This is a genomic window from Desulfobacula sp., assembly GCF_014237455.1.
GTDB lineage: Bacteria > Desulfobacterota > Desulfobacteria > Desulfobacterales > Desulfobacteraceae > Desulfobacula.
Window position 1 is genome coordinate 33,922 of record NZ_JABZFL010000068.1, and the last position, 25,608, is coordinate 59,529.

Sequence of the window (25,608 nt, forward strand, 5' to 3'; positions counted from 1 at the left end):
AGTTTATTTTTCCGGATCAAGCCCGAATGCCGTGTGAAGCGTTCTTACCGCAAGTTCCGCATATTTTGCCAGGATGATGCAGGAAATCCTGATCTCGGAAGTACTGATCAGCCGGATATTGATATTTTCAGATGCCAGGGCCTGGAACATGGTGGCTGCCACACCGGAATGACTTTTCATTCCCAGTCCAATAACTGAAACCTTGGCAATTTCTTCAGCTGTGAGAATTTCAACAGCACCCAAGTTCTTGGCAACTTTGTGGGAAATTTCTTTTGCCTGTTCAAAGTCATCCTTGGGCACAGTAAAGGTCAGGTCTGTCTCACCACCGGAGCGGGTATTCTGAATAATCATGTCCACGCATATTTCCGCTTCGGCAAGGGGGGTGAATATTTTTGCCGAAACACCGGGCTGGTCAGGAACCTTCTTTAAGGTTATTCTTGCTTCGTTCATATCACAGGTAATACCTGATACAACGACACTTTCCATATCAGAACTCTCGTTGACGACCATTGTTCCTTCCTCCTCACTGAATGATGACCTTACATGTATGGGCACATTATATTTTTTTGCAAATTCAACCGAACGGATCTGAAGAACCTTGGCACCCAGTATGGCCATTTCAAGCATTTCTTCATAGGATATTTTGTTAATTTTTCTCGCATTGCTGCAAATTCTTGGGTCTGTAGTATATACGCCATCCACATCTGTGAAGATTTCACAGACATCGGCTTTCAGGGACGATGCAATGGCAACGGCTGATGTGTCGGACCCTCCCCGGCCGAGAGTAGTGATGGTACCATCTTCATCCGCACCCTGAAATCCTGCAACTACGGCAATATTTCCTTCTTTAAGGGCCGATTGTATATTTTGACCGTTAATATCAAGTATTCTTGCCTTGCCGGATGTTTTATCCGTATGAATTCCTGCCTGAAAACCAAGAAACGATTTTGCCTTGTATCCTCTTGATTTGAGGATCATGGCAAGAAGGGCTGCAGTTGTCTGTTCACCCGTGGCAAGAAGTGCGTCAAGCTCCCTTTTGTCAGGCCTTTTTGAGGCCTGTTTGGCAAGAGAAATAAGACTGTCGGTTACGCCTGACATGGCAGAGAGTACAACGACAAGCTTGTCTCCTTTATCGTGTGCTTTCTGGACCCTGTCTGCAACATGGTTGATATGTTCAATGTCTGCAACAGAGGTTCCCCCATATTTTTGTACTCTTAAAGCCATACTAACTCCGGTATTGGTAAATATTATAATTTATAAAAATAAGTTGCTTAACAAATTTGATCCTGGTTGTCCAGAGGCAATAACAGATATTATTCTGTTATACTGCGCATCAAATTTAAAATTTATTTCAATATCAAATTTAAAAGAAATACGCTTAAGAATTTCAGGCCATTCAACAACAATAATATGGTTGTCATTAACAAGATCATCAAACCCGATACCTTCAAGTTCGTCCGCAGACTCAAGTCTGTAAAGATCAAGATGATAAAGGGTAAATAAGCCAGCCGGGTACTCATTGATGATGGTGTATGTCGGGCTTGTGATATAATATTTTTCAGACACTCCAAGTCCTTTGGCAAGCCCTTGGGCAAAGGTTGTCTTTCCTGCGCCCAGTTCACCTTTGAGGGCAACACAGATCCTCTGGGTAATCTCTTTGCCTACAGCTTCCCCCAATTTAAAGGTCTGTTTTGAACTCTTTGATTCTATGATTTTCATAACAGGTAGTGATGAATGGTTTTCGGAATCATCTGAATCATGTCTGTAGCAACAAACCCAAACGCACCGATATCTTTGGCAAGGATATCAGCACACATACCATGAATATAAACGCCTGCAAGACTTGCCTTTTCAGTGGAAAATCCCTGGGCACAAAAGCCTGCAATCATGCCGGTGAGCACATCCCCCATGCCGCCGGAAGCCATACCGGGATTGCCGGTGGGACAAATAGCGGATCTTCCGTCCGGGAAGCTGATAACGGTCTGGGCACCTTTCAGGACCAGAATGATATCATAGGTTTTTGCAAATTGTGAGGCAATGCCTAACCTGTCTGCCTGGATATCCCGGGTTGTCATATTACAAAGCCTTGCCATTTCACCGGGATGGGGGGTTAATATGGCAGGAGAGTTTTTTTTTAGAATTTCGGGGTTTTGAGCAATACAATTGATTGCATCCGCATCAATAATGAGCGGCACATCACTTTTTTCAATGAGTTTTTCAACAAGTTTTTTTGTGTCTTTTTGAGTGCCGATACCCGGACCCAAAGCAAGGGCCTGTTTTCCTTTTAAAAGTGTTTGAATTTCATCAAAACAATTGTCTGATAAAAATCCTTTTTCTTTTTCAGGTAAAGGATGGGTCATGGGTTCAATGACCTGGGGTTCAATGCTTTTATTGAGGCTTTTGGCAACTCCTAATGTCACAAGACCTGTGCCGCACCGCATGGCTGCATTGGCGCAAAGGGCAGCAGCCCCTGTCTTTCCGGCTGAACCTGCAATAACCAGTAAATGTCCGAAGCTGCCTTTATGGCTTTGGAATTCCCTGGGACTGAAACAGGCAGAGATTTCATTTTTTTCAACCAGGGAGAGTTTAATGTTTTTTTCACGGGCAATAAATTTTGGAATGCCAATATCAATGACTTCAAGATCGCCGGTGTAACTATTTCCCGGATAGAGAAGTTGACCGGCCTTGGCAAATGCAAAGGTGGCTGTAGCATCCGCTTTTACAGCGATTCCCAGTGGCTGTCCCGTATCCGAGTGAAGCCCTGAAGGGATATCAACTGAAAAAACAGGTCGTTGGGAAGAATTTATCAATTCAATGGCATTCTTGAAAAATCCCCTGACATCTGAATTAAGACCGGTTCCCAAAATGGCATCAATAAAGAGGTCATGGTGGAGAATACGGGTTTTTTGCTTTTTAAATATATCTGCATCCGGGATTTCAATAATGGAACAGGTGCGGGATCGATCGCATAATTTCTGGGCAAGCTCCATATTGACTTTTGCATCGCCTTGTACTTTTTCTTTTGAAGATAATAAAAAGGTGTTAACAACCATCCCTTTTTCCATCAAATACCGTGCAATAACAAATCCATCACCGCCATTGTTGCCCCTACCGGCTATCACGGCAATTTTTTTTGTTTTAATACCTTTAAATTTTTTAAGAAGTATTTTAACTGCACCCCTTCCGGCGTTTTCCATTAAAACGAGTCCGGGGATACCAAAAGATTCTATGGTCTTTCTATCCATATCCTGCATTTGACCAGCCGTGACAAGAAACATGTTATTCCTCCCTTAAATCGTTTTTATAAATGAGATCAGCCTGGATTTCAAGACATTTTACCATTTGGCGAAATGCTCTTCAACCACACCGCCGACACAAGAAAGATGAAAGCAAAGATTGTCGCAAGTTTTTATTGAACCCTCAAATGACCCACAGGGCTGTATGAATTTACTCTTAATAATGCCAAGGTTGTCATTTGCTTTTCGGATGCCTTCAGGCTTGAACCTAAGATTGATAAGATTATCTTTGCTTTTGATCTGCCACGGATGTTCAGGGTTTTTTGTGTCATAGGTAAATATGATCTCCCCCTGTTTTATGGGTGTCCCGTTAATCCAGACCGTATTTTCCAGCAAACCGTTTTCATAGACACCGGATGAAAAATTAAGCCCGATTTGAGTCCCATCATCTGCAAAGCCTGCACCACATGCCCAGTTCCAGAATGTTTGTCTGGGGTAAAATCCATTGGTCCAGTCAAACACGGCAAACGTATTTTCAGATGTAAGGTCAAAGATCTTTTTATTGACAATGATTTTCCCTCTGGCTTTCAACCCGGCGGTTTTAGTCGTAAATGCAGGCCTGCTGTTTCCCATTGGCATCAAAAAGTGCATGGGTGATATGCTGCCATCCGGTTCAATGATCTCAATATCGGCTGTCAGAGATTTGCCCGGCAGAGAAAAAGAGACATCAATTGATCTTTTGTCATGTTTTTTATCATGGGTGAGGATCAATCTGCCCCGGAGACTTTTGTAGCTGCAGATGCCGTTTTCGGGGTTTCGATCATATCGAACCTGTCCTAAAGGGGGAAATACAAGAGAGTGGTTCATCATTTTTTGTCGCTGTCGGTCAAAGCCAAAGGCAAACGCACTTGAAATATATCCAAGATGCACCACTGCACACCCGAAAATAATATCCGGGTGAATGATACCCATATAACACCAGCGTTTTTCTTTGAATCGTTCAAAAGAAAAGAAACGGTCATTTAAATTCAATAGACCTTTGGTGTCAGGATAATTAAAATCGCCGGACCATTCAGAACCGTTTTTTTTGCACATTATTCCACCATCACTTCTTTATATCTGAAACAGGAGACAAGATGGTCATTGACCATGCCCACTGCCTGCATATGGGCATAGATAATGGTAGATCCCACAAACTTAAATCCACGCTGCTTGAGATCTTTTGAAAAGGCATCAGATTCCCTGGTTGTAGCCGGCACCTGGTCAAGGGTTTTAAATTCGTTTACTTTCTGTTTCCCGTCAACAAAACGCCATGAGTATTTGTCAAAAGATCCGAATTCTTCCTGGATTTTAATAAAGACCGTGGCATTTGACACAGCAGCATTGACCTTGAGCCTGTTACGGATAATGCCCGGGTCCAAAAGCAGTCTTTCAATTTTTTCAGGAGTGAATCTTGCCACTTTTTCAACATCAAAATTGGCAAATGCTTTTTTATATCCCGGCCTTCTTTTAAGAATCGTCAGCCAGGAGAGCCCTGCCTGGGCACCCTCCAATATGATAAATTCAAAGAGTTTTTTATCATCATGAACCGGTACTCCCCATTCCTCATCATGGTATTTTATATAAATCGGATCATTTGTTACCCAGCCGCATCGTTCCATTTTGAATATCCTTAAGAGGCATCTCAATTTTTTTCAATTGGTATTATCATAGTGTACACTTTTTTTTTGAAAAATAAAGACAATGCCTGGACAAAATTCTTAGTTTTTAAGCCCGTGTGTTAATCTTCAATCAATTTAGTCTTTTTTACGGGATTAAAAAATTGCAAATGCCCATTGAATTGAATGAATGTTTTTTTCTCCAATAAAGAACATTTTGGTAGACCCTTTCTGAATAAATTATATTTTCACCATAGTTGAATTTTTGAAATGCCTTTACAGGTTATCGGGGATGGTGATATGAAATTCTTATCCAGATTTTTTTATTTATCTGGCCGGATATCATTCAAAATTAGTAATATGCTGATCAGTAATTAACTGGTTATGCTTATAAAAAAAGAAGAGAGGAGGGATATGGAGGGCTTGGGGGCATTTTCCGGAATTGTTACTATTGTTATTCTAATAGCTGCTGTTTTAGCTTTTTTAATGCCATTCTTCATTTTTAGAATTCGAAATGAAATTATTTCAATGAATCAAAAAATGACTGAACTTGTTAAAATCCTAGGGGGCAGTAATAAAAACGATTCAAATATAGAATTCACAAAATCTGGAAAAAAAGTTAAAAAATGTATGCAGTGCGGAACAAATAATAGATACGAAGATTATAATTGTATGAAATGTGGTTCGGCTCTTCTTTAAATAATTAAGAAAATCGCCATTTCAATCAGGTATCCCAGGCAGGGAAAAGGATAAAATATGAGAAGACTATGGTTCTTAATATTGTTTGCATTGATAATTCCAGCATCTGTGAATGCTGAAGAAACAAAAATCCTTTATCACCGATCAAAAATAGCAGGACCGCAGGTTTCAAACGATTATTATATTAAAGAGAGTGTTAAAAGAGTTAACCCGAAGGTTCCGAATCTTCTCCAAGTTAAAACATATTCAACGGTTACTAGCCCAGAAGGTACAACTAAATATCGTCAGACTCTACATATCAATTGCGTAGCCTTAACATTTACAATAGCCGCATATTGGAGTTCTGGATTTGGATATGATAATGGGTTAATGGTCGATGGCAAATGGAGTTCTGTTGCGGAGTATGAAGATATCTTAGCGCTGACAAAAAAAATTTGCCCAAAACAGTAGAAACAACAGATCTGTTGATTTTTTTGAATTAGCACAATCAGACGGGTTTAAAATGTATTGTATTTGGGGGATTAAGTAAAAATGGGAATTTTCGATTGGTTGTTCGGTAAAAAATCAAAAGATATGCATCAAAAAATCTGGTTTCCTTTTCTTATATTAGAGGCAGGTGAAAAGGTTCCAATCAATAAATGGTTCCAAAAAGATACTGCAAAAAATAAAAATTTTGTTAAGTACAGAGGTAATTGGGGCTCCAATTGGAAATATGCCAGCGAAAGCAGTGCAAAAGTTGCAGGCATATCTCATGGAGATAGGGCTATTGATTTTGTACAATTAGCACAATCAGACGGTTTTAAAATATACTTGGAAGATGACCCAGCGAACCCTGTCAATAAAAATGCCAGAAAAGTTATGGTATCCGCCACAGTTGATGATGAATTAGTCACAAAACATATTGGTTATCTGCCAGATGAAATTGCCAATAGATATACTGGTGTTGAGATAAATATCAGTCCAAAATCAGCATTTCTTCCAACAAATGAAAATCTTAATGTTGGGCTTGAAGTTGCTTTGCTTCAGCGATCCGCTCGATATTTGAAGAAAAAAGCCAAAGAAGATTCTGCTAAAATACAAGATAGATAGGCTTTAATCCATCATGAGGCAATTATGATACTTTTAGAAATTGAAACAAGAGATGTAAGGTTATTATTCGATCTTTTAAATAATCCAAAATCTTTTAAAACAGGACATGCTGTTGATATTCCAGGGAATGCGAAGCTCATATACAAAGGAATGTTTGAGAAACGAGCATAAGATTTCCCAGCCATAATTGAAATTGTTATTGAACATGGCGATCAAATTTTAACGGGAATAGTAGCCGCCTGGATTTATGATAAGCTGAAAAATAGACCTATGAAATTAAGATCAAATAAAAAAGAAATTGAATTTTCTGAAAAAGCAATTGAAGCCCTTTTAAACCAACACCAAAAAAAGGACAACTAAATGAATAAAAGTCCTAAGCCCAACCTCCCCGTGGATGTATATGTGAAAGCAAGTGAGGCTCTGTATGGAGTTTCTGGAATGGTGCTCTTTGGATTCGGGAAAAATGAGTATTCAACTAAAGATCGTATACTAAGGAATTTTGTTGCAAAATCAGCAGTCTCACTCAAAAGCATATTCGCTCTGTGGGAACTAAGTGATTATCAGAGCGCATGGGTAATTCACCGTACAGTATTGGATAGACTGTTTCATCTGCACTCTATCGGAAAAAATGGAGAGTATGATATATTTGATGATTGGTCAGTATACCAACAGTATAAGGCTCAAAATAGGGTTAAAAGCGACAATGCCTTCAAGCATCAAGCCGTCGGATGGGTGTATGAATTAAGCGACGAGCAAAAAGCACGTATGGAATTGCTCTCCAAAAACAAGCCGGTATGGCGGCGTCCTAATGCAGAATCAGTAGCGAAAGACATGGGAATGTCTTTTTTATATAAGTACGGGTACGATTATGCTTCTAAGTCTGTTCATCCAATGTCAGACGATGGTCAACAAGAGTTTTATGCCATTACAGGGCTTGAACCAGCTCCTCATTTCCCATCTCAGATAAGTGTTTTATCGAACAGTATATTAGCTTCTACTATGATTCTCAATGAAGCTATTAACCAAAGCTCCTTTAGGTGGCATAAGATATTGTGGGATTTTTTGGAACAAATGCAGAACATGCTGGATGCAGGTGATGAATCGTACAATCTTTCATTTGCCAAGCTGGGCACTATATTCCATAGTGACAGTCTATGCAAGCACATGAATGTCGAATAAAAGGTCCCAGCAGACCGCAAAAAGCCGCAGCTGCTGAACCTTGGTTAAGCTTTATTCTCTGATAATCTTAATCGAGCTTATTTCCCCAAATTCAACTCTTTAATATATAAAAATTATACCTGGTTGCATTCAAGGATAATTATCCCTGTTCAGATTTTATGCGGGTCTTAAATTTAAAAGATACAGAGAATATATTATCAAAATTTTTCCGTAAGAACGAATTCCAATCAATTACTTGTTAGAACGCGAATTTCTTGAGCCGGATAATCAGAAAAAAAAGCATGTGACCAAAGACTTAACTCTTCTCTTTGCCCTGAATTTTTTAAAAAGGGTTCAACGTCATTTTTGGCCGGGTCAAAATCAATTTCTATTATTTTTCCGGCAAACAAACTGGGCAAGCTCATGGTTTTAATGGTAAACGGAATAGGGTGGAGACTGTGTGCTCTTAAAGGTGAACATGCCGGATTATGGGTTGTTAATGTAAGAGGTAACTGAAAGGAACCTGTCTTTTATTTAACCAGGCTATATAGGAGTTTGATTTCCTTTTTCCATATGGATTGATCCGGTGTTTCAAGAATCATGGGAATATGGTTAAAGCGCGGGTCGTTCATGATGAATCTGAAAGGCTCAAGCCCCAGTGATCCTTTTCCGATGCTCTCGTGTCGGTCTACCCGGCTTCCAAAAGGTTTTTTCGAATCGTTCAGGTGCATGGCTTTCAGGTAGCTGATCCCCACTACATTGTCAAATTCCTGGAATGTGTTTTCAAAAGCCCTGGCTGTTTTGATGTCATATCCGGCAGAATATGTATGACAGGTATCCAGGCAGACTCCTATACGGGTTTTGTCCCGGACATTTCCAATGATCCGGGCCAGGTGTTTGAATCGATGTCCCATATTAGTTCCCTGGCCGGCGGTGTTTTCGATGACCGCCGTGATGCCGGTTGTCTGACCCAGGGCCAGGTTGATGGATTCAGCGATCCGTTCCAGGCAGTGGTCAGGATCTATTCTGTTCAGGTGACTTCCCGGATGAAAGTTCAGGTATCGAAGGCCCAGTTGTTCACAACGCTGCATCTCGTCAAGGAACGCAATCCTTGATTTTTCAAGGCTGTCTTCTTCAGGGTGTCCAAGATTGATCAGATAGCTGTCATGGGGGAGGATGTGGCCGGGATCGTAACCGGCACTCTTGCAGTTCTCTTTGAATTGGGTAATATTCTTGTCAGTCAGGGGTTTTGACATCCACCGTCTCTGGTTCCTGGTGAATATGGCAAAAGCCTTTGCTCCAATACTTTCCGCATTTTGAGGGGCTTTTTCTGCGCCTCCGCTGATACTGACATGTGCTCCGATATACTTCATTTTTCTCCTTTTTCTATCATGAATTTTTTAAAAAAGTAAAATTTTGACTTTTCAAAGGAAAATGAATATATTATTTTTCAATTTTTATCTTGCATGATTGGATAAAGGATTAATATTTAAACATATGACAGGAGCAGACTATAAAATAGGATCAGGATATGATGTCCACAGGCTTGTGTCAGGCAGAAAGCTGATTATCGGCGGGGTGGATATTGATTTTGACCGGGGACTGTCGGGCCATTCCGATGCTGATGTGTTGATCCATGCGGTTTGTGATGCAATTTTAGGTGCAGCAGGCCTTGGGGACATTGGAGAGCATTTTCCTGATACTGATCCTGAATATAAAGGGATTTCAAGTATGATCCTGCTTGAAAAATGTGGGGCGCTGTTGGGAGAACAAGGATATGAAGTATCCAATATGGATTGCATTGTGTTTGCTCAGGTTCCAAAGATCAGTCCTTATAAGAAAAAAATGGAAGAAAATATTGCCGGGAGTTTGAATATGACTTCAAATCTTGTGAATGTAAAAGCCACCACAACTGAAAAATTGGGATTTATTGGAAAAGAGCAGGGTATTGCAGCCCAGTGTACACTATTAATAAAAGCCATTCCCCAAAAATTATAATTGGGTAAATATAACCAGGGAAAAATATAATGGGTTTAAAAGTTTATAATACATTACATGGTAAAAAAGAAGAGTTTGTACCCCTGAATGAAGGCAAGGTCGGGATGTACGTATGCGGACCCACCGTCTATGATACCAGTCATATCGGTCATGCCCGTTCCGTTGTCGTCTTTGACACGATTTTCAGATGGCTCATGGAGCTTAAGTATGAAGTCAGGTATATCAGAAACTTTACGGATGTGGATGACAAGATCATTAAAAAATCCAATGAAACCGGGGAAGACTGCATCGTCATTACAGAGAAATATATTGATGAATTTCACAATGAAATGGATGCACTCAATGTGTTAAGACCGAGTGTTGAACCCAAAGCCACCGAACATATCCAACACATTATTGATTTTATTCAGATGCTTATTGGAAAAGGCAAAGCCTATCATGTTGAGGGAGGGGATGTCTATTTTTCCATTGATTCCTTTAAGGATTACGGAAAACTTTCCGGCAGGAATCTTGAAGACATGAAGGCTGGGGCGAGGATTGCAGTGGACGAGAAAAAGAAGAATCCTTTTGATTTTGTCCTGTGGAAGCCTGCCAAACCGGGTGAACCTTTCTGGGAAAGTCCATGGGGTAACGGAAGACCCGGCTGGCACATTGAATGTTCAGCCATGAGCTATGAATACCTTGGACAAGGGTTTGATATCCATGGTGGTGGAAAAGATCTGATATTTCCACACCATGAAAACGAGATCGCCCAGAGCGAGGCGGCATTTGGCCGTCAATTTGTAAAATATTGGATTCACAACGGGTTTGTGGACATTAACAATGAAAAAATGTCAAAATCCCTGGATAATTTCACCATGATCAAGGAAGTCCTTGCGACATATTCCTCTGAGGTGATCCGCATGTTTCTTCTGTCAAAACATTACAGAAGTCCCATTGATTACACTGAAGACTCCATGAGAGAAGTTTCTCTGGGACTGGACAGGATTTATGCCTTTCTTGAAAGACTGGAAAAGGCAGGTATAAAAGTTGACGGGTCTAAAAAAGGAGAGCTGTGGAATGATTTTTCCAAAGCCATGAATGATGATTTTAATTCTGCAAAGGCATTGGCATCTATTTTTGAAGTGGTTAAAAAAGGGAACAAGCTTCTGGACGATACAAACGACGCCCCTGATGAAGGTACTCTTAAAATATTGAGTCCTTTCTATAACGATATTAAGGCCACCTCCAATATTCTTGGCATGTTTTTGCTGGACCCGCAATCCTATTTTAAGGCTAAAAAAGACAAGGGCGTGGCAGATATGGCCATTGATCCTGATGAAATTAAAGATCTCATCCTACAAAGGACAGAAGCCCGGAAAAACAAAGATTTTTCAAAATCAGATGAGATCAGAGACCATCTTAAAGCCAGGAATATCATCCTTGAGGATGGCCCGGAAGGGACGACCTGGAGATTTGAATAAAGCCCGCTTTATTTTTTTTTAAGTTTTGCCCAGGCATCCCTCATCGTCACTGTCCTGTTAAAAATCGGATTGCCCTTGGCGGCATCTTTAGAATCCCGATTTTTAGAATCCAGGCAAAAGTATCCAAGCCTTTCAAACTGGATAACGTTTTCCGGTTCAGCATTGGTGAGACTTTTTTCCAGTTTGCAGAACTCAAGTTCTTCCAGGGAGCCGGGATTTAAATTTTCAATAAGATCCTGTTTGTCCTGTTCCGGGTTCTCATCTTTAAACAACCGGTCATAGAGCCTTACTTTTGCATCAATGCAATCATTGGCATTAACCCAGTGAATGGTACCCTTGACTTTCCTGCCGTCCGGGGCATTACCGCCTCTTGTTGCCGGATCATAGGTGCAGACAAGTTCTGTCACATTGCCGGATTCATCCTTGATGATATCCTTGCAGGTAATAAGATACGCATATCGCAGCCTTACTTCCCGCCCAGGACCCAGGCGGAAGAATTTTTTCGGTGGATTTTCCATAAAATCATCCTGTTCCACATAGATCTCTTTGGAAAAGGTGATGGTTCTTGTTCCCATCTCTTCCTTCTGGGGATGATTTCTGGCAACAAGCTCCTCTTTCAGATCATCGGGATAATTTTCAATGGTCACTTTTAAGGGCTTTAGGACCCCCATGACCCTGGGGGCTTTTTCATTGAGGTCATTTCTCAGGCAGCTTTCTAAAAGCCCCATGTCAATGCGGCTGTCTTTTTTGGAAACACCGATAATATTGCAGAAATTTCTAATGGACTCAGGGGTATATCCTCTTCTTTTCATGCCTTCCAGGGTAGGAAGCCTTGGGTCATCCCACCCCTGTACATGGTTTTCTTCCACAAGTCGCTGCAGCTTTCTTTTACTTAAAACCGTATAATTGATATTCATTCGGGCAAATTCAATCTGCTGGGGATGGCAGGGGGTTTCAAGCGCATCCAGGGTCCAGTCGTACAAGGGTCTGTGATCTTCAAATTCAAGGCTGCACAGGGAATGGGTAATCCCTTCCAGAGAATCTGAAAGACAATGGGTAAAATCATACATGGGATAGATGCACCACTGGTTGCCGGTTCTAGGATGGGAGGCCTTTTTTACCCTGTAAATGATGGGATCACGAAGGTTAATGTTGGGTGATTTCATATCTATTTTTGCCCGGAGAATATGCTCACCCTCATCAAACTCTCCATTTTTCATCCGTGTAAAAAGATCCAGATTTTCCTCAACTGACCTTTCCCTGTAAGGACTGTCTTTTCCAGGTTCAGTCAAGGTGCCACGATATTCCCTGATTTCGTCGGCATTAAGACTGCACACATAGGCTTTTCCTTTTTTAATCAGTTCAACGGCAAAGTCATGGAGTTGATCAAAATAGTCGGATGCAAAAAGCGCGGTTCCAAACTCAAATCCCAGCCAGTTGACTGTTGATTTAATGGAATCAATATAGACTTGTTTTTCTTTTGCCGGGTTGGAATCATCAAATCTTAAATTGCATTTGCCATTAAATTTATTTGCCATGTTGAAATTCAGACAAATGGATTTTGCATGCCCGATATGAAGATAACCATTTGGCTCAGGAGGAAAACGGGTGACAACACTACCATCATTTTTATTGTTCTTTATATCTTCTTTGATAATTGATTCGATAAAATGCCCTTTTGTAATGTCTGTTTCCATTTATCTTTGTATCCTTGTTGTTATTATTAAATATAAATGTTTTATTTATCACATATTGGATTTATCAGGCAAACACTAATCCCCAAAGTTGACAAAAATCATTGTGTTTAGTATTTGGTTACCAACTGACCTTTTAAATGATGAATAGTTGGAAACGTTTGATATTATGAATGGAAACAAACCGGCAAAATTGACCAACATCTTGATTCTTGGCCTGGGGGGTGTAGGCTATTATCTGGCCAAGCGCCTTGTTCATGAGGGTTATGCAATCACCGTTATTGAGCAGGACAGTGGATCGATTCGACATGCTGACGGGAATATAGACGCCCGCCTGATTCAGGGCAATGCCATGAGTATCGAATGCTGGCGGGAAGCCGGTGCTGAAAAGATGGATTATCTTATCTCTGTTACCAACAATGATGCCGTGAATATGATGACCTGTTTGATTGGGGATCGTTTTGGCATTCCGCGGAAAATAGCCAGGGTGCGCTCCAGAGAGTTCGGGAATGAAAATTCCATTCTGAATGCCGGGGATCTTAAAGTCGATCTGATCATCCATCCGGAAGAGTTGGTTGCCCAGGAAATTTTCAGACTGATTAAGCTTCGGGCCGGAAACGATATTATTGCTGTAGCAAAAGGGCAGATACAGGCCATGGCCACCCGCATTCATGAGAAATCACCGCTGGCTTTCAGGAAATTGAAAGATATCTCTCAAGAGTATAATGAATTTCCATTTCGGGTGGTTGCAATTGCACGGGGGATCACCACGCTGATTCCCGGCGGTGAGGATGAATTATTGCCGCAGGATCAAGCCTTTTTTATGGCCAGTAACGAGAACTTGACCCGATTAATGGGTCTGACAGGTGTCGAACAGCAAAAACGCCACCGGGTGATGATTATAGGAGGAGGACTTGTGGGATCCCGTCTGGCTGAGCTGTTAGGCAAAACAGTCAAGGTCAGAATGATCGAGAAAGATGAACCCACAGCCCAGGAGCTTTCCTTTGCACTGAAGAACGCAGAAGTGTTATATGGTGATGGATCGGATTCAGATGTGCTGGTTTCAGCGGGACTGCTGGAGATGGACACCTTTATCACCGCTACCGGTGAAAATGAAACAAATATAATGGGCTGCGTACTGGCCAAACACCTGATGACTTCAAGAAGTACTCACAAACGCGGCAAACAACACAGCAAACACAGCAAATGTATTGCACTGGTTAACAAAGAAGATTATGTGGTGCTGGCTACGACAATGGGATCGGATCTTGCTTTGAACAAAAAAATACTGGCCGGCAACAAGATTTTAAAATTTATTCGCCGGGGTGAACTGCTTTCTGTGGCGCACCTGCATGGGTTTGATGCTGAAATGGTAGAAATTGTTGCCGCCCCAGATTCGCCGATTACCCGCAAGCCCCTTTCCAAAATAGGTTCTTATTATAATGGAAAAATGATGATAGGGAGCATCCATAGAGACGGCGTGTGGCAGGTTGCCATCGGGGACACACACATTCAAAACAATGAACGGGCGATCGTGGTGTGTATGTCACAGCACTTGAAAGATGTCCAGAAATTATTTTTGACCTGAACCTGTTTATTTTCTCCAGAAAGAGGGGTAGAATATGACCAGCGCCGAAAACATTTCCAGCCTGCCTACGAGCATGTTCCAGGATAAAAACCATTTGCCTGCATCCGAAATAAAGGCGTAATTTTTGGACGGACCCACCCCACCGAATCCCGGGCCGATGTTCATCAATGTTGAGACCACCGAACTCATGGCAGTAGTATAGTCCATTTGATCCACCAAAGTCATGAAACACCCCCCACCCAGAACCAGAAAAATGTTAACGATAAAATAACAGACAGACAGATAGATGATTTGGGGGTCGACCGGACGCTGGTTCAAACGGATCGATACCACAGCCATCGGTCGGAAGAAGATGCGCTTGATGGCTGCGATCCCGAATTTGCATATCAGGACATAATGAACGATTTTGATCCCGCTGGTGGTCGATCCGGCGCAGGCGCCGACAAAGCACACTGCATAGAGGAACATTTGTGCTGCCTGGGGCCATTGCTCATAATCAGCCGTGGTAAATCCCGTGGTTGTCAGGATAGAGGTGACCTGGAAGGTTCCGTAACGGATTGAATCTATCAGGCCATATGTGTTTTCCTTCCACAAGATCCATGACACCATTGCGCAGAAAAAGAGCATAACCCCTACATACCAGCGGAATTCGGTATTGATTTTTACGATGCCCCAGTTCCCCTGCGCCATGTGGTAAAAGAGCATAAAGGTCATGCCCCCCAGGAACATGAAAAGTATGATTACCCAGTCAAAGTAAGCATTGTCGTAATGCCCGATGCTGGCGTTCCACGGCGAGTAGCCGGAAGTTGACACCGTTCCGAAGGAATGACACAGTGAATCGAAAATCGACATGCCGCCCAGACACAACAAAAGGGTTTCCAGTATGTTCAGGGTTATATAGATTCCCCAGAGCCAGATCATTGTGTCCCGGTTGCGAGGTATGAATTTTTCCTTGGTAATGACCTGACCGGGACTCGACTCTGCCCGGAATATACGCACCCCCCCCATTCCATGGGGCAAAAATATTATGGTCAATGTTAAAAAACCCATTCCACCGAGTAAATGGGTTTGGCTGCGCCAAAATAGTAATCCGTGCGGAACCACTTCGATATCTGTCAGTATGGTCGCCCCACTGGTGGTATAGCCGGACATCATTTCGAAAAAGGCGTCGGTGAAAGAAGGAATCGATCCATGGATCATAAACGGCAGACCGGAAACTGCAGAAATCAGAATCCATCCAAAAAAAGCAATGAAAAAGCCGTCCTTTATGTTTAAATCGTTATACCTGCGAAAGAACCGCCATAACGGATATCCCAGACCAATAGTGATGATCGCGGTAATGCCAATTGCATTCAGGTCGTTTTCTTGGTAATAAAGCGAGCAGATCAATGGAAATACCATAGAACAGCCGGTAACGATCAATAATTTTCCCAGGACATTTGCGATAGTGTTGTAATTCATAGATATCCGAAATTTTAAATTTAAACCAATGTCCTAAAACCCCAAATCTTCTTTACCCTAAAATCCACCCTGGGATCAACTCAATTTATTTTTTTAAAAAGGCAGATTTTTATTGACCTTGCAAGCCATGGGAACACCCTTTCCAATGGTGGCAAAACATTTTAAGCATTCATCGCATGGAATCATATCATGATCATTTCCCTCAAGCATTTTTTGAGCGGATTTTGGATCACAGATCATCTGCCGGCCAATAGCCACCAGTTCAATTTTTCCATTTTCCATCGCGTTAGCAGCTGCCCGGCCAATACCGAACTTGCCCACCGCTATCACGGGACGCTTGATTTCTTCTCTGAATTTTTCCGTAAGGGCAATATTTGCGCCTGAAGGGTGATCCTTGGGTAAAACCGAAGATCCCACGAGGATTTTTTTATCATCAATCTCTTTCCAGCCACCCTGGGTAATCAAGGTAATATCAAAAACATCCACACCTTCATCTGCCAGTAATTTGCCGATGACAAGTGTATCCTCAAGGGTTTGTCCCCCGTCAATTCTTTCTTCGGCATTTATCCGGAAAAAAATCGGGTACGCTTGCCCCAGTTTTTTGCGGACCTTTCTTACTATTTCCAGTGCCAGTGTGGCCCGGCCTTTGGCATCACCACCATAGCGGTCCTCTCTTTTATTGGTCAATGGAGATAAAAACTGGCTCAATAAATAGAGATGGGCTCCGTGAATCTCAACACCGTCAAATCCGGCAGTTGCAGCTCGAATCGCTGCTTTGGAAAAATCATCAATCAATTGTTCAATGTCCCGGATATCCATGACAATTGGCTCGACATCCGGCCGGAAGGCCACACCGGACGGTGAAAAACCGTGTCTTTTGTTTTCATACGGTGTACACCTCGGTCCTGCATGGTTTAATTGTACAGCCGCCAGAGCGCCCTGTTGCTGTATGGTTTTTGCCAGCCGGGTCATGCCCGGAATATGGGAATCATTCCAGAGTCCGAGACTGCCCGGAACAATGCCCCCACTGGATTGAACCGCTGTTGCTTCAACAATGACAAGCCCCACATCTCTGGACCGTTCGGTGTAAAAACAAAGGATATCTTCTGTAACCAGACCTTTGGAAGTCCCGTAGTTTGTGGTAATCGGGGGCAGTACAAGCCTGTTTCTGACGGACATGGTTTTTATCTTAAGGTCACTGTTGAGTCTTGTCATTTGTCTTTTTCCTCAAGGATTTTAATGGAAGTGATCATTACATATTGTTTCCGGTCTTTCAACTTGATAACATAAAAATTCGATCTTAAATTGAAAAGCAGTATGAATGATTATGATTAAATTCCAAGGTGACAACGATATATCATGGGGTTATTTAATTTAGTTTCAGATTTTTCTCCCACAGGAGATCAGCCCAAAGCCATTGAATATCTTTCAAAGGGTGTGTTGAATAGTGAAAAGCACCAGGTTCTTTTAGGGGTAACCGGTTCCGGCAAGACGTTTACCATGGCCAATATTATTGCAGGGGTTGAAAAACCAAGCCTGATTATTGCCCCGAACAAAACTCTGGCAGCTCAGCTTTATAATGAATTCAAGGCGCTCTTTCCAGATAATTGTGTGGAATATTTTGTTTCTTATTATGACTATTATCAGCCCGAAGCCTATGTTCCCTCCAGTGATACCTATATTCAAAAGGATTCATCCATTAATGAGGTCATTGACAAGATGCGGCATTCAGCCACCCGATCCGTTCTTGCCAGAAGGGATGTGATTGTAGTGGCCAGTGTGTCCTGTATTTATGGTCTGGGTGCACCTGAAGATTATCTCGATCTAAGGGTGACGCTGGCTGTTGATATGGAAATTTCCCGGGAAAAGATGATAGAAAAATTTGTTAATATCCAGTATACTCGCAATGATACGGATTTCCACCGCGGGGTATTCAGGGTTCGGGGGGACAGGGTCGAGATTTTTCCGGCCTATGAAGAAGACAAAGCAGTTCGAATTGATTTTTTCGGAGATACCATTGAAGGAATTTCAGAATTTGATCCTTTAAAGGGGGATGTGCTGAAAAAATTTGATCAGGCGGTGATTTATCCGGCTTCCCATTATGTCACCAAGACCCAGACCCGAAAACGGGCCATGAAAAGGATTGTAGAAGAGTTGAAACAGCGGCTGGAAGTTCTTCGAAACCAAAACAAGCTTGTGGAAGCCCAGCGTCTTGAAGAAAGAACCCGGTATGATTTGGAAATGCTCAATGAAATCGGTTATTGCAACGGAATTGAAAATTATTCAAGGCATCTGACCGGGCGCAGGCAGGGAGAACCACCGCCAACTCTTCTGGATTATATGGATGATGATTTCCTTCTTTTTTTTGATGAAAGCCATATCTCTGTTTCCCAGTTAGGGGCCATGTACAAGGCAGATCGATCCAGAAAAACCACTTTGGTTGAGCATGGATTCAGGTTGCCATCAGCCGTGGACAACCGCCCCCTTCAATTTGAAGAGTTTAAACAAAAAGTCCCCCAGGTTGTCTATGTTTCTGCTACCCCGGCAGACTATGAATTGGAAAGGGCCAAAGATAAGGTAGCAGAGCAGATCGTCCGGCCCACAGGACTGATCGATCCTGAAATTGAGATTAGAGATGCAAAAGCCCAGGTAGATGATCTTTATGAAGAAATCATGAAAAGGGTTGAGGCAGGTGAAAGGGTTCTTGTAACCACCCTGACCAAGCGCATGGCAGAAGATCTGACGGACTACTATTCAGATCTGGGGGTAAAGGTTAAATATCTTCACTCAGATGTTCCTACAATGGAAAGAATAGATATTATCCAGGACCTTCGAAGGGGGTTGTTTGATGCGCTCATCGGCATCAATCTTCTGCGGGAAGGTCTTGATATTCCTGAAGTCTCTCTTGTGGCCATTCTGGATGCGGACAAAGAGGGATTTTTAAGATCTTTCAGGTCCTTTATACAGATTTTTGGGCGGGCTTCCAGAAATGTGTTTGGCAGGGTGATAATGTATGCGGAAAAAGAGACTGCATCCATGAAAAAAGCGATTTTTGAGACAAAAAGGCGGCAAAAAATTCAAAGGGCATATAATGAAAAACATCATATTGTGCCGACCACCATCCAAAAAAATATTAATTTGTTTGATTATTCAGCCCGGGACAGTAAGTCCGTTCTTGAAGGGTCAGTGGATGAAGACATACAGGCCTATGAAGGCCACGAACTGAACCTGGAGGATATTGTCAAAGATCTGGAATATAAAATGAAAAAGGCGGCTGAAAATCTTGAATTTGAAAAAGCGGCGGAATACAGGGATAAAATTAAAGAATTAATGGATATTCAACGGTTTTAAGGATCATGACCCGTCCGATACTAGAAAAATACCGGCAATCTCCCAGCAGTCCGGGTGTTTACCTGATGAAGGATGCCAAAGGCAGAACCATTTATGTGGGTAAGGCCCAAGATCTGAAAAAGAGGCTGTCGTCTTATTTTGTACAAAAAAGCAATCATGATGCAAAAACAGCCGCTCTCCTTGAAATGATCAAGGATTTTGAAATCATTATCACTTCTTCAGGTCATGAAGCCTTTATTCTTGAATCCAACCTGATCAAAGAATATAACCCCAAATACAATGTGATTCTTAAAGACGGGAAAAATTATCCCTTGCTCAGAATCGATATGAATGAGACCTATCCTGCTATTCAAAGGGTCAGAAAAATAAAAAATGACAAGGCCCATTATTTCGGCCCCTATTCATCCAGTCACAGCGTCAATAAAACCTTAAAGCAGATTCAAAAAATATTTAAGCTGCGCAGATGCAAAAATACCCAGTTTAAAAATCGGTCAAGGCCCTGTCTTAATTTTCAGATTAAGGCCTGCTTAGGTCTTTGCTGCAATGATGTCTCTCCGGTGGAATATAAAAAACAGGTTCAGGATGCTATTCTTTTTTTAAAAGGAAGATCAAAACAGGTCGTAAAAAAGCTCAAAGCCCAGATGATGGATCATTCTTTATCCCGGGAATATGAGAAAGCAGCTGAGATTCGGGATACTATATTTGCTATTGAAAATATTATGGAAAAACAGGTGGTGGTCAGCCCGGACATGAAAGACAGGGATATCATTGCCTTTGCTGCAAAAAAGGGCAGGGTGGTGATGATAGTAATGGCCGTTCGATCCGGTTATCTGATTGATACGGCACATTATCCCCTCGACCTGGGATTTAAGGAACCCAATGAAGTTTTATCTGCATTTATAGAACAATATTATAAGAATACAAAATTTTTGCCGTCTACTATTCTGTTAAACCAGGAGATTGAAAATACAGAATTTCTGGAACACCTTTTTACTGAAAAAAAAGGAAAAAAGGTGAGCATTCATGTTCCGGTCCGCGGTGAAAAAAGACAGCTTGTTGAAATGGCCCGCATAAATGCGTCAAGAGAGCTTGAAAAAAGGTTGCTTAAGGAAGAAGAAGAACGGGCATCCATCCTGATGTTGAAAGAGCTGTTGGGAATGGAAAGACTGCCGTTAAGGATCGAATGTTTTGATAACTCCAACCTTTCGGGACAGGACCCGGTATCTTCCATAGTGGTGTTTAAAGACGGAAGGCCTTATAAAAATGATTATCGGAAGTTTATTATCCGCGATCTCGATTTCCAGGATGACTATGCCTATATGGTCCAGGTGCTTAGCCGGCGTTTTTCAAAAGACCCTTCGGAAATGGAATACCCGGATCTTCTGGTGGTTGACGGTGGAAAAGGACAGCTTTCAATGGCTAAGGCCGTCATAAAAGAGCTGAATATTGAAAACAGGTTTTACGTGGCAGGCCTTGCAAAAAAGAATGAGACAAAAGGCGAGAACTTTGATAAAATTTATATTTCAGGGCGATCCAACCCGTTAAACACCGGTCAGGCTAAAAAAGCATTGTACCTGTTACAGCGGGTCAGGGATGAGGCCCACAGGGTTGCTATTACATTTCAAAGAAACCGTCGTGAAAAACGGGCCGGACTTTCAATTCTGGATTCCATTCCCGGTATAGGGCCAAAGAAAAAGAAAGTCTTATTGAAACATTTTAAAGGCATTGCTAAAATGAAAGCAGCATCAATTAAAGAGATTGCACTCGTTCCGGGAATCAATAAAACCTTGGCTAAAGCACTGACCCACACGCTTAACAGGAAGGATTGACGTGATCATGATCTCAGTTCTTTTTTTTTTTAAAAAAAGTTGAATTTTTAATAAAACTGATAAAGATGAAAGATTAGACGTCAGGGGGCGCCTAAATGGACCAGGCAAAAGTGTATAAAGCAGGCTTGGATATCGGCTCCACAACTGCGAAAATTGTTCTGCTGGATCAAAACAATACCCTTGTTTTTTCAGACTATCAGCGGCACCACGCAAAAATTTATGAGACGGCGATATTATTTTTTCATGATATTCTTGATCAAAAGGGCGATTGCTTTCTGGATCTGAAGTTAACCGGGTCCGCAGCCTTGGGGGCTTCAAAAAAACTTGATTTTCCTTTTGTTCAGGAAGTGATCGCAACCAATGCTGCAATAAATAAAAAATATCCTGATGTCAGAACTGCCGTGGATATCGGCGGGGAAGATTCAAAAATCATTTTTTTAAATAAGGGCAAGCTGCCTGATATAAGGATGAATGGAAGCTGTGCAGGCGGGACAGGCAGTTTTATTGATCAAATGGCCACCCTGCTGGATATCACCCCTTTTCAATTAAATGCTCTGGCCGGATCCCATCATCATATCTATCCTGTGGCATCCCGGTGCGGTGTGTTTGCCAAAACCGATGTTCAGAATATGCTCAGCCGTAATATCTCCCACAAGGATATAGCCGCATCCATATTCCATGCAGTGGCGGTTCAATGTATCAATTCCCTTGCACGGGGAAAGGATATAAAACCCAAAATACTTTTATGCGGCGGTGTGTTCACGTTCCTTCCCGAGCTTGTGAACATGTTTTTGAGGATTTTGAACTTTTCTGATTCTGATATGGTGATGCCCGAAAGATCAGAACTTATACCGGCAATCGGTGCAGCCGTGTTTGACAAGTACCCGCCCCTTTCCATATCTGTCAGCCAGGTAATCAAAGATCTGAAAAAAGAACTTGAAAATCCGGAGCCGGTCAAGGATCGAATCGATCCCCTGTTTAAGAGTCAACACCATTTTCTGCACTGGAAAGAACAGTCTAAAACGATCCCCCTTCAAACCTGCACCATTGAAACCTATGGGGGAAAAGACTGTTTCCTCGGTATTGATTCGGGATCAACCACCACAAAGATCGTTATCATCGGGGAAAATAAGGAGATATTATTTTCCTGGTATGCAAATAATGGTGGAAACCCGATCAAGGCAGTAATTAAAGGCCTGGTTGAATTCAGAAAACAGGTTTTTGAACTCAACCCTGAGGTGAAAATTGTCAAAAGTGCTGTGGCAGGATATGGTGAGGATTTAATCAGGGCAGCATTTAATATTGATAAAGGGATTGTTGAAACCATTGCCCATTATACGGCGGCACAGTTTATCGATCCCAAGGTTTCATTTATCCTGGATATCGGCGGGCAGGATATGAAAGCTATTTTTATTGACCATGGGGTCATCAACCGGATCGAGGTGAACGAGGCCTGTTCTTCCGGATGCGGATCTTTTTTGGAAACCCTTGCCAATTCTTTAAATTATCGTATTGAGGAGTTCGCACGCCTTGCCTGCCACGCAAAGGAACCCTGTGATCTGGGTACCCGGTGTACGGTATTCATGAATTCAAAGATTAAGCAGTCTTTACGGGAAAATGCAGCAGTGGAAGATATCAGCGCAGGGTTGTCCTACTCTGTGATCAAAAACTGTCTGTTTAAAGTCTTAAACCTTCAAGCCAATTCAGAAATGGGGGATCATATTGTGTTGCAGGGCGGGACGTTTAAAAATCCTTCTATTGTTCGGGCCCTGGAGCTGATGACGGGCAAGGCAGTGACATATTCTAAGATTCCTGAACTGATGGGTGCCTTTGGCGCAGCATTGGTTGCCTTTAATGATGATGTGGCAGATCCTGCATCACAAACCGGTTTCCCGGGATTGTCAAAGCTTGAACACATTGACAGCTATCAAACAAGCCAGATGTCCTGCAAGGGGTGTGAAAACAATTGTGCAATAACCCGATTTGTTTTTTCTAATGGAAAGTCCTTTTTTTCCGGCAATAAGTGTGAAAAATACTATACTTCAAAGGAGCTTCAGCAAGACAGGGGATTTAATTTTATAAGGTATAAGAATGATCTGATTTTCAGTCGAGACCTTTCTCCCCATGATCACCCGGTGATGACCATCGGGATACCGCGATGTCTTAATTTTTATGAGAATTTTCCCTTCTGGCATGCACTTTTTACCCGCTGCGGGATCAATATCCAGCTGTCGCCGCCTTCCACCGTCAGTTTGAGTGAAAAGGGCATGGGAACAGTGATGTCTGATAATATCTGCTTTCCTGCCAAACTGGCGCATGGACATATTTATGAACTGGCTCAAAAAAAAGTGGACAGAATTTTTTATCCTATTGTGGTGTTTGAAAAAAAGGAATATGAACAGGCGGTAAATACCTACAATTGTCCCATCGTATCCAGCTATGCCGATGTAATTGAAAGTACCATCAATCCCGAAAAAAGATTTGGTATTCCTCTGGATAAACCTGTGGTGAACTTTAATGATGAAATCTTGTTGAGAAAAACCTGTGTTGCATATTTAAAATTATTTAATATTAATACGCCACAAATTTATAAAGCGTTTGACGCAGCTCTTTCCGCCCAGAAAGAAGTTAAACACCAGATCAGAAACAAGGCCCTGAAAATCGTTGATCAGGCAGAGAAAAATAATTCCCTGCTCATTGTACTGGCCGGCAGACCCTATCATTCCGATGGACTGATAAACCATAAGATTCCTGATATACTGACAGGCCTTGGCGCAGATATTATCACGGAGGATGCAATTCCTCCTGATTCTGAATCCCTTAAGGATGTTCAAGTGGTAACCCAGTGGTCCTATCCCAACAGAATTTATAATGCGGCAAAATGGGTGGCTGAAAAACCGGATAACATTCAAATGATCCAGCTCAATTCATTTGGCTGCGGTCCGGATGCCGTCGTCACAGAAGAAGCAAAGGAAATTTTAAGGACCGGTCAAAAAAATCATACCCAGATAAAGGTGGATGAGATATCAAGCCCGGGATCTGTCCGGTTAAGACTGCGATCAATGGTGGAGTCATTAAAAGTAAAAAGACCGCAGAAAAGATCCGGGCCTGTCCTGAGAAAACCATTCTTAAGTTTTAGAAAAAAAGACAAGAAAAGAACCATTTGGGCTCCGTTTTTTGCAGAAGACTATTCTTCTTATCTGCCGGCAGTATTTAAAAACGCAGGCTATGAACTTAAAGTTCTTCCTAAACCGGACAGACAATCCGTAGAACTGGGTCTGCAATATGCCAACAATGATATTTGTTATCCAGGGATTGTCGTGATCGGGGATATCATAAAAGCATTGAAATACAGCCAGTTTAATACCAATGAAATTGCCATTGGTATTACCCAGACCGGGGGGCAGTGCCGGGCATCCAACTATCTTTCATTGATCAGAAAAGCGATGATTGGAGCAGGGTTTGATGACATACCCATTATTTCTGTTACCACTTCCCAGGGATTGATTGATCAGCCCGGGTTTCACATCAACTGGCTGGGGAAGACCAAGATTCTGTTTGTGGGCACCATGTTTGCAGACTGCATTGCAAAAATGTATTATGCAACAGCTCCCAGGGAGAAAATAAAGGGCTTAAGTCAAAGCTTAAGACAGCACTATATGAAAAAGGTCGGCAATTGTATTGTTACCCACAATTATCCCCAAATTTTCAGGATGCTGGAAAACGCCATTGATGCGTTTAATAAAATACCTGTTAATGAAAAACAATTGCCCCAAATGGGGATTGTGGGTGAGATATATGTAAAATACAATTATTTTTCAAACCAGCACCTGGTTCACTGGTTGATCAAGCAAGGCATTGAACCTGTCCTGCCGCCCATTATCGATTATTTTATCCAGGATCTTGTGAATTATAAAGAAAATATTAAGGCAGGAATACGTCATAGAAAACTCACAGATGTTCTGGGGTTTCCCATTGAATGGATGTTAAACAGATACCATAAAAAGATAAATACACTGTTTTCAAGATTTAAATATTATTTACCCTTTGAAGACATAAAGCAGGTTGCCCGAAAAGCCTCAAAAATTTTGACCATGACCAATCAATTTGGGGAAGGGTGGCTTGTTCCGGGTGAAATTGCCACCTTTGCAGGACAGGGCATTCATCATGTCATCAGCCTGCAGCCCTTTGGCTGTATTGCAAATCATATTATTTCCAAGGGTGTGGAAATAAAAATTAAATCTGTCTATCCTGATATGAATCTTTATTATCTGGATTTTGATGCCGGGATGAGCGAAGCAAATGTCCGAAACAGGCTGCATTTTATGATCGAACACCTGTAAGGCCCGGATGCGTTTTTTGACTTTACACTTTGAGCGGTAAA

The 25,608-nt window shown here is 41.9% G+C and carries 21 protein-coding genes; 11 read left to right on the forward strand and 10 right to left on the reverse strand.

What is annotated here, in order from left to right; all coding sequences use genetic code 11:
• Positions 1–3: 3 nt before the first annotated feature.
• Genes HGJ91_RS09975 through HGJ91_RS09995 form a run of 5 tightly spaced genes read right to left on the reverse strand, consistent with a single transcriptional unit; the run spans position 4 to position 4,897 of the window.
• Positions 4–1,224 (reverse strand): aspartate kinase, encoded by a 1,221-nt coding sequence (locus HGJ91_RS09975; protein ID WP_291347595.1) that lies wholly within the window; start codon positions 1,222–1,224, stop codon positions 4–6.
• A 30-nt stretch (positions 1,225–1,254) separates the two neighbouring features.
• On the reverse strand, positions 1,255–1,719 hold the full coding sequence (gene tsaE / locus HGJ91_RS09980; RefSeq protein ID WP_291347596.1) for a tRNA (adenosine(37)-N6)-threonylcarbamoyltransferase complex ATPase subunit type 1 TsaE: 465 nt from the start codon (positions 1,717–1,719) through the stop codon (positions 1,255–1,257).
• Complete coding sequence (locus HGJ91_RS09985) at positions 1,716–3,278, reverse strand: NAD(P)H-hydrate dehydratase (RefSeq protein ID WP_291347597.1); 1,563 nt, start codon at positions 3,276–3,278, stop codon at positions 1,716–1,718. The genes tsaE and HGJ91_RS09985 overlap by 4 nt, the downstream gene beginning before the upstream one ends.
• Positions 3,279–3,335: 57 nt before the next feature.
• On the reverse strand, positions 3,336–4,331 hold the full coding sequence (locus HGJ91_RS09990; RefSeq protein ID WP_291347598.1) for a DUF2804 domain-containing protein: 996 nt from the start codon (positions 4,329–4,331) through the stop codon (positions 3,336–3,338).
• Positions 4,331–4,897: a DNA-3-methyladenine glycosylase I gene (locus HGJ91_RS09995; RefSeq protein WP_291347599.1), complete on the reverse strand. Its 567-nt coding sequence runs from the start codon at positions 4,895–4,897 to the stop codon at positions 4,331–4,333. The genes HGJ91_RS09990 and HGJ91_RS09995 overlap by 1 nt, the downstream gene beginning before the upstream one ends.
• Before the next feature lie 381 nt (positions 4,898–5,278).
• Between HGJ91_RS09995 and HGJ91_RS10000 the strand changes: the two genes are divergently transcribed.
• The 5 genes from HGJ91_RS10000 to HGJ91_RS10020 all read left to right on the forward strand — a co-directional run bounded on the left by HGJ91_RS10000 (position 5,279) and on the right by HGJ91_RS10020 (position 7,861).
• Positions 5,279–5,593, forward strand: a complete 315-nt coding sequence (locus tag HGJ91_RS10000) for a hypothetical protein (protein ID WP_291347600.1) — start codon at positions 5,279–5,281, stop codon at positions 5,591–5,593.
• 57 nt (positions 5,594–5,650) lie between these two features.
• Positions 5,651–6,043, forward strand: a complete 393-nt coding sequence (locus HGJ91_RS10005) for a hypothetical protein (protein WP_291347601.1) — start codon at positions 5,651–5,653, stop codon at positions 6,041–6,043.
• Positions 6,044–6,124: 81 nt separating this feature from the next.
• Positions 6,125–6,682 carry a hypothetical protein gene (locus tag HGJ91_RS10010; RefSeq protein WP_291347602.1) on the forward strand — a complete coding sequence of 186 codons (558 nt, stop codon included), beginning with the start codon at positions 6,125–6,127 and terminating at the stop codon, positions 6,680–6,682.
• A 24-nt stretch (positions 6,683–6,706) separates the two neighbouring features.
• The gene (locus tag HGJ91_RS10015) at positions 6,707–6,853 is read left to right on the forward strand and encodes a hypothetical protein (RefSeq protein ID WP_291347603.1); all 147 of its coding nucleotides are present in this window, start codon (positions 6,707–6,709) and stop codon (positions 6,851–6,853) included.
• Positions 6,854–7,042: 189 nt separating this feature from the next.
• Positions 7,043–7,861: a DUF5677 domain-containing protein gene (locus tag HGJ91_RS10020; protein WP_291347604.1), complete on the forward strand. Its 819-nt coding sequence runs from the start codon at positions 7,043–7,045 to the stop codon at positions 7,859–7,861.
• 227 nt (positions 7,862–8,088) lie between these two features.
• Here HGJ91_RS10020 and HGJ91_RS10025 read toward each other — a convergent pair whose 3' ends face one another.
• The gene (locus HGJ91_RS10025) at positions 8,089–8,250 is read right to left on the reverse strand and encodes a hypothetical protein (RefSeq protein WP_291347605.1); all 162 of its coding nucleotides are present in this window, start codon (positions 8,248–8,250) and stop codon (positions 8,089–8,091) included.
• Between the two features lie 120 nt (positions 8,251–8,370).
• Positions 8,371–9,213 carry a deoxyribonuclease IV gene (nfo, locus tag HGJ91_RS10030; RefSeq protein WP_291347606.1) on the reverse strand — a complete coding sequence of 281 codons (843 nt, stop codon included), beginning with the start codon at positions 9,211–9,213 and terminating at the stop codon, positions 8,371–8,373.
• Between the two features lie 124 nt (positions 9,214–9,337).
• On the opposite strand from nfo, the gene ispF reads away from it, so the two are divergent.
• Entirely contained in the window at positions 9,338–9,838 is a 501-nt protein-coding gene (gene ispF, locus HGJ91_RS10035) for a 2-C-methyl-D-erythritol 2,4-cyclodiphosphate synthase (protein ID WP_291347607.1), read from the forward strand.
• A 29-nt stretch (positions 9,839–9,867) separates the two neighbouring features.
• Positions 9,868–11,301 (forward strand): cysteine--tRNA ligase, encoded by a 1,434-nt coding sequence (gene cysS, locus HGJ91_RS10040; RefSeq protein WP_291347608.1) that lies wholly within the window; start codon positions 9,868–9,870, stop codon positions 11,299–11,301.
• Between the two features lie 8 nt (positions 11,302–11,309).
• Here the strand turns inward: cysS and HGJ91_RS10045 are convergent, their stop codons facing one another.
• The gene (locus tag HGJ91_RS10045; RefSeq protein WP_291347609.1) at positions 11,310–12,998 is read right to left on the reverse strand and encodes a glutamine--tRNA ligase/YqeY domain fusion protein; all 1,689 of its coding nucleotides are present in this window, start codon (positions 12,996–12,998) and stop codon (positions 11,310–11,312) included.
• A gap of 166 nt (positions 12,999–13,164) precedes the next feature.
• Here HGJ91_RS10045 and trkA point away from each other — a divergent pair, with 166 nt between their 5' ends.
• Complete coding sequence (gene trkA, locus HGJ91_RS10050; RefSeq protein ID WP_291347610.1) at positions 13,165–14,583, forward strand: Trk system potassium transporter TrkA; 1,419 nt, start codon at positions 13,165–13,167, stop codon at positions 14,581–14,583.
• A gap of 6 nt (positions 14,584–14,589) precedes the next feature.
• Here trkA and HGJ91_RS10055 read toward each other — a convergent pair whose 3' ends face one another.
• Both HGJ91_RS10055 and HGJ91_RS10060 read right to left on the reverse strand, forming a co-directional pair.
• Positions 14,590–16,044, reverse strand: a complete 1,455-nt coding sequence (locus HGJ91_RS10055) for a TrkH family potassium uptake protein (RefSeq protein ID WP_291347611.1) — start codon at positions 16,042–16,044, stop codon at positions 14,590–14,592.
• 93 nt (positions 16,045–16,137) lie between these two features.
• Positions 16,138–17,259 (reverse strand): NADH:flavin oxidoreductase, encoded by a 1,122-nt coding sequence (locus tag HGJ91_RS10060; RefSeq protein ID WP_291347612.1) that lies wholly within the window; start codon positions 17,257–17,259, stop codon positions 16,138–16,140.
• A gap of 144 nt (positions 17,260–17,403) precedes the next feature.
• Between HGJ91_RS10060 and uvrB the strand changes: the two genes are divergently transcribed.
• From uvrB to HGJ91_RS10075, 3 genes are all read left to right on the forward strand, one after another.
• Positions 17,404–19,395 carry an excinuclease ABC subunit UvrB gene (uvrB, locus tag HGJ91_RS10065; protein WP_291347613.1) on the forward strand — a complete coding sequence of 664 codons (1,992 nt, stop codon included), beginning with the start codon at positions 17,404–17,406 and terminating at the stop codon, positions 19,393–19,395.
• 5 nt (positions 19,396–19,400) lie between these two features.
• Positions 19,401–21,224, forward strand: coding sequence for an excinuclease ABC subunit UvrC (gene uvrC / locus HGJ91_RS10070; protein ID WP_291347614.1), 1,824 nt, complete (start codon positions 19,401–19,403; stop codon positions 21,222–21,224).
• A gap of 95 nt (positions 21,225–21,319) precedes the next feature.
• On the forward strand, positions 21,320–25,567 hold the full coding sequence (locus HGJ91_RS10075) for an acyl-CoA dehydratase activase (protein ID WP_291347615.1): 4,248 nt from the start codon (positions 21,320–21,322) through the stop codon (positions 25,565–25,567).
• The last annotated feature ends 41 nt before the right edge of the window (positions 25,568–25,608 follow it).

Excerpts from the sequence above, each read along its gene's own strand:
- HGJ91_RS09975 (WP_291347595.1), bottom strand. The coding sequence starts at position 1,224 with ATGGCTTTAAGAGTACAAAAATATGGGGGAACCTCTGTTGCAGACATT.
- tsaE (WP_291347596.1), bottom strand. The coding sequence starts at position 1,719 with ATGAAAATCATAGAATCAAAGAGTTCAAAACAGACCTTTAAATTGGGG.
- HGJ91_RS09985 (WP_291347597.1), bottom strand. The coding sequence starts at position 3,278 with ATGTTTCTTGTCACGGCTGGTCAAATGCAGGATATGGATAGAAAGACC.
- HGJ91_RS09990 (WP_291347598.1), bottom strand. The coding sequence starts at position 4,331 with ATGTGCAAAAAAAACGGTTCTGAATGGTCCGGCGATTTTAATTATCCT.
- HGJ91_RS09995 (WP_291347599.1), bottom strand. The coding sequence starts at position 4,897 with ATGGAACGATGCGGCTGGGTAACAAATGATCCGATTTATATAAAATAC.
- HGJ91_RS10000 (WP_291347600.1), top strand. The coding sequence starts at position 5,279 with ATGCTTATAAAAAAAGAAGAGAGGAGGGATATGGAGGGCTTGGGGGCA.
- HGJ91_RS10005 (WP_291347601.1), top strand. The coding sequence starts at position 5,651 with ATGAGAAGACTATGGTTCTTAATATTGTTTGCATTGATAATTCCAGCA.
- HGJ91_RS10010 (WP_291347602.1), top strand. The coding sequence starts at position 6,125 with ATGGGAATTTTCGATTGGTTGTTCGGTAAAAAATCAAAAGATATGCAT.
- HGJ91_RS10015 (WP_291347603.1), top strand. The coding sequence starts at position 6,707 with ATGATACTTTTAGAAATTGAAACAAGAGATGTAAGGTTATTATTCGAT.
- HGJ91_RS10020 (WP_291347604.1), top strand. The coding sequence starts at position 7,043 with ATGAATAAAAGTCCTAAGCCCAACCTCCCCGTGGATGTATATGTGAAA.
- nfo (WP_291347606.1), bottom strand. The coding sequence starts at position 9,213 with ATGAAGTATATCGGAGCACATGTCAGTATCAGCGGAGGCGCAGAAAAA.
- ispF (WP_291347607.1), top strand. The coding sequence starts at position 9,338 with ATGACAGGAGCAGACTATAAAATAGGATCAGGATATGATGTCCACAGG.
- cysS (WP_291347608.1), top strand. The coding sequence starts at position 9,868 with ATGGGTTTAAAAGTTTATAATACATTACATGGTAAAAAAGAAGAGTTT.
- HGJ91_RS10045 (WP_291347609.1), bottom strand. The coding sequence starts at position 12,998 with ATGGAAACAGACATTACAAAAGGGCATTTTATCGAATCAATTATCAAA.
- trkA (WP_291347610.1), top strand. The coding sequence starts at position 13,165 with ATGAATGGAAACAAACCGGCAAAATTGACCAACATCTTGATTCTTGGC.
- HGJ91_RS10055 (WP_291347611.1), bottom strand. The coding sequence starts at position 16,044 with ATGAATTACAACACTATCGCAAATGTCCTGGGAAAATTATTGATCGTT.
- HGJ91_RS10060 (WP_291347612.1), bottom strand. The coding sequence starts at position 17,259 with ATGACAAGACTCAACAGTGACCTTAAGATAAAAACCATGTCCGTCAGA.
- uvrB (WP_291347613.1), top strand. The coding sequence starts at position 17,404 with ATGGGGTTATTTAATTTAGTTTCAGATTTTTCTCCCACAGGAGATCAG.
- uvrC (WP_291347614.1), top strand. The coding sequence starts at position 19,401 with ATGACCCGTCCGATACTAGAAAAATACCGGCAATCTCCCAGCAGTCCG.
- HGJ91_RS10075 (WP_291347615.1), top strand. The coding sequence starts at position 21,320 with ATGGACCAGGCAAAAGTGTATAAAGCAGGCTTGGATATCGGCTCCACA.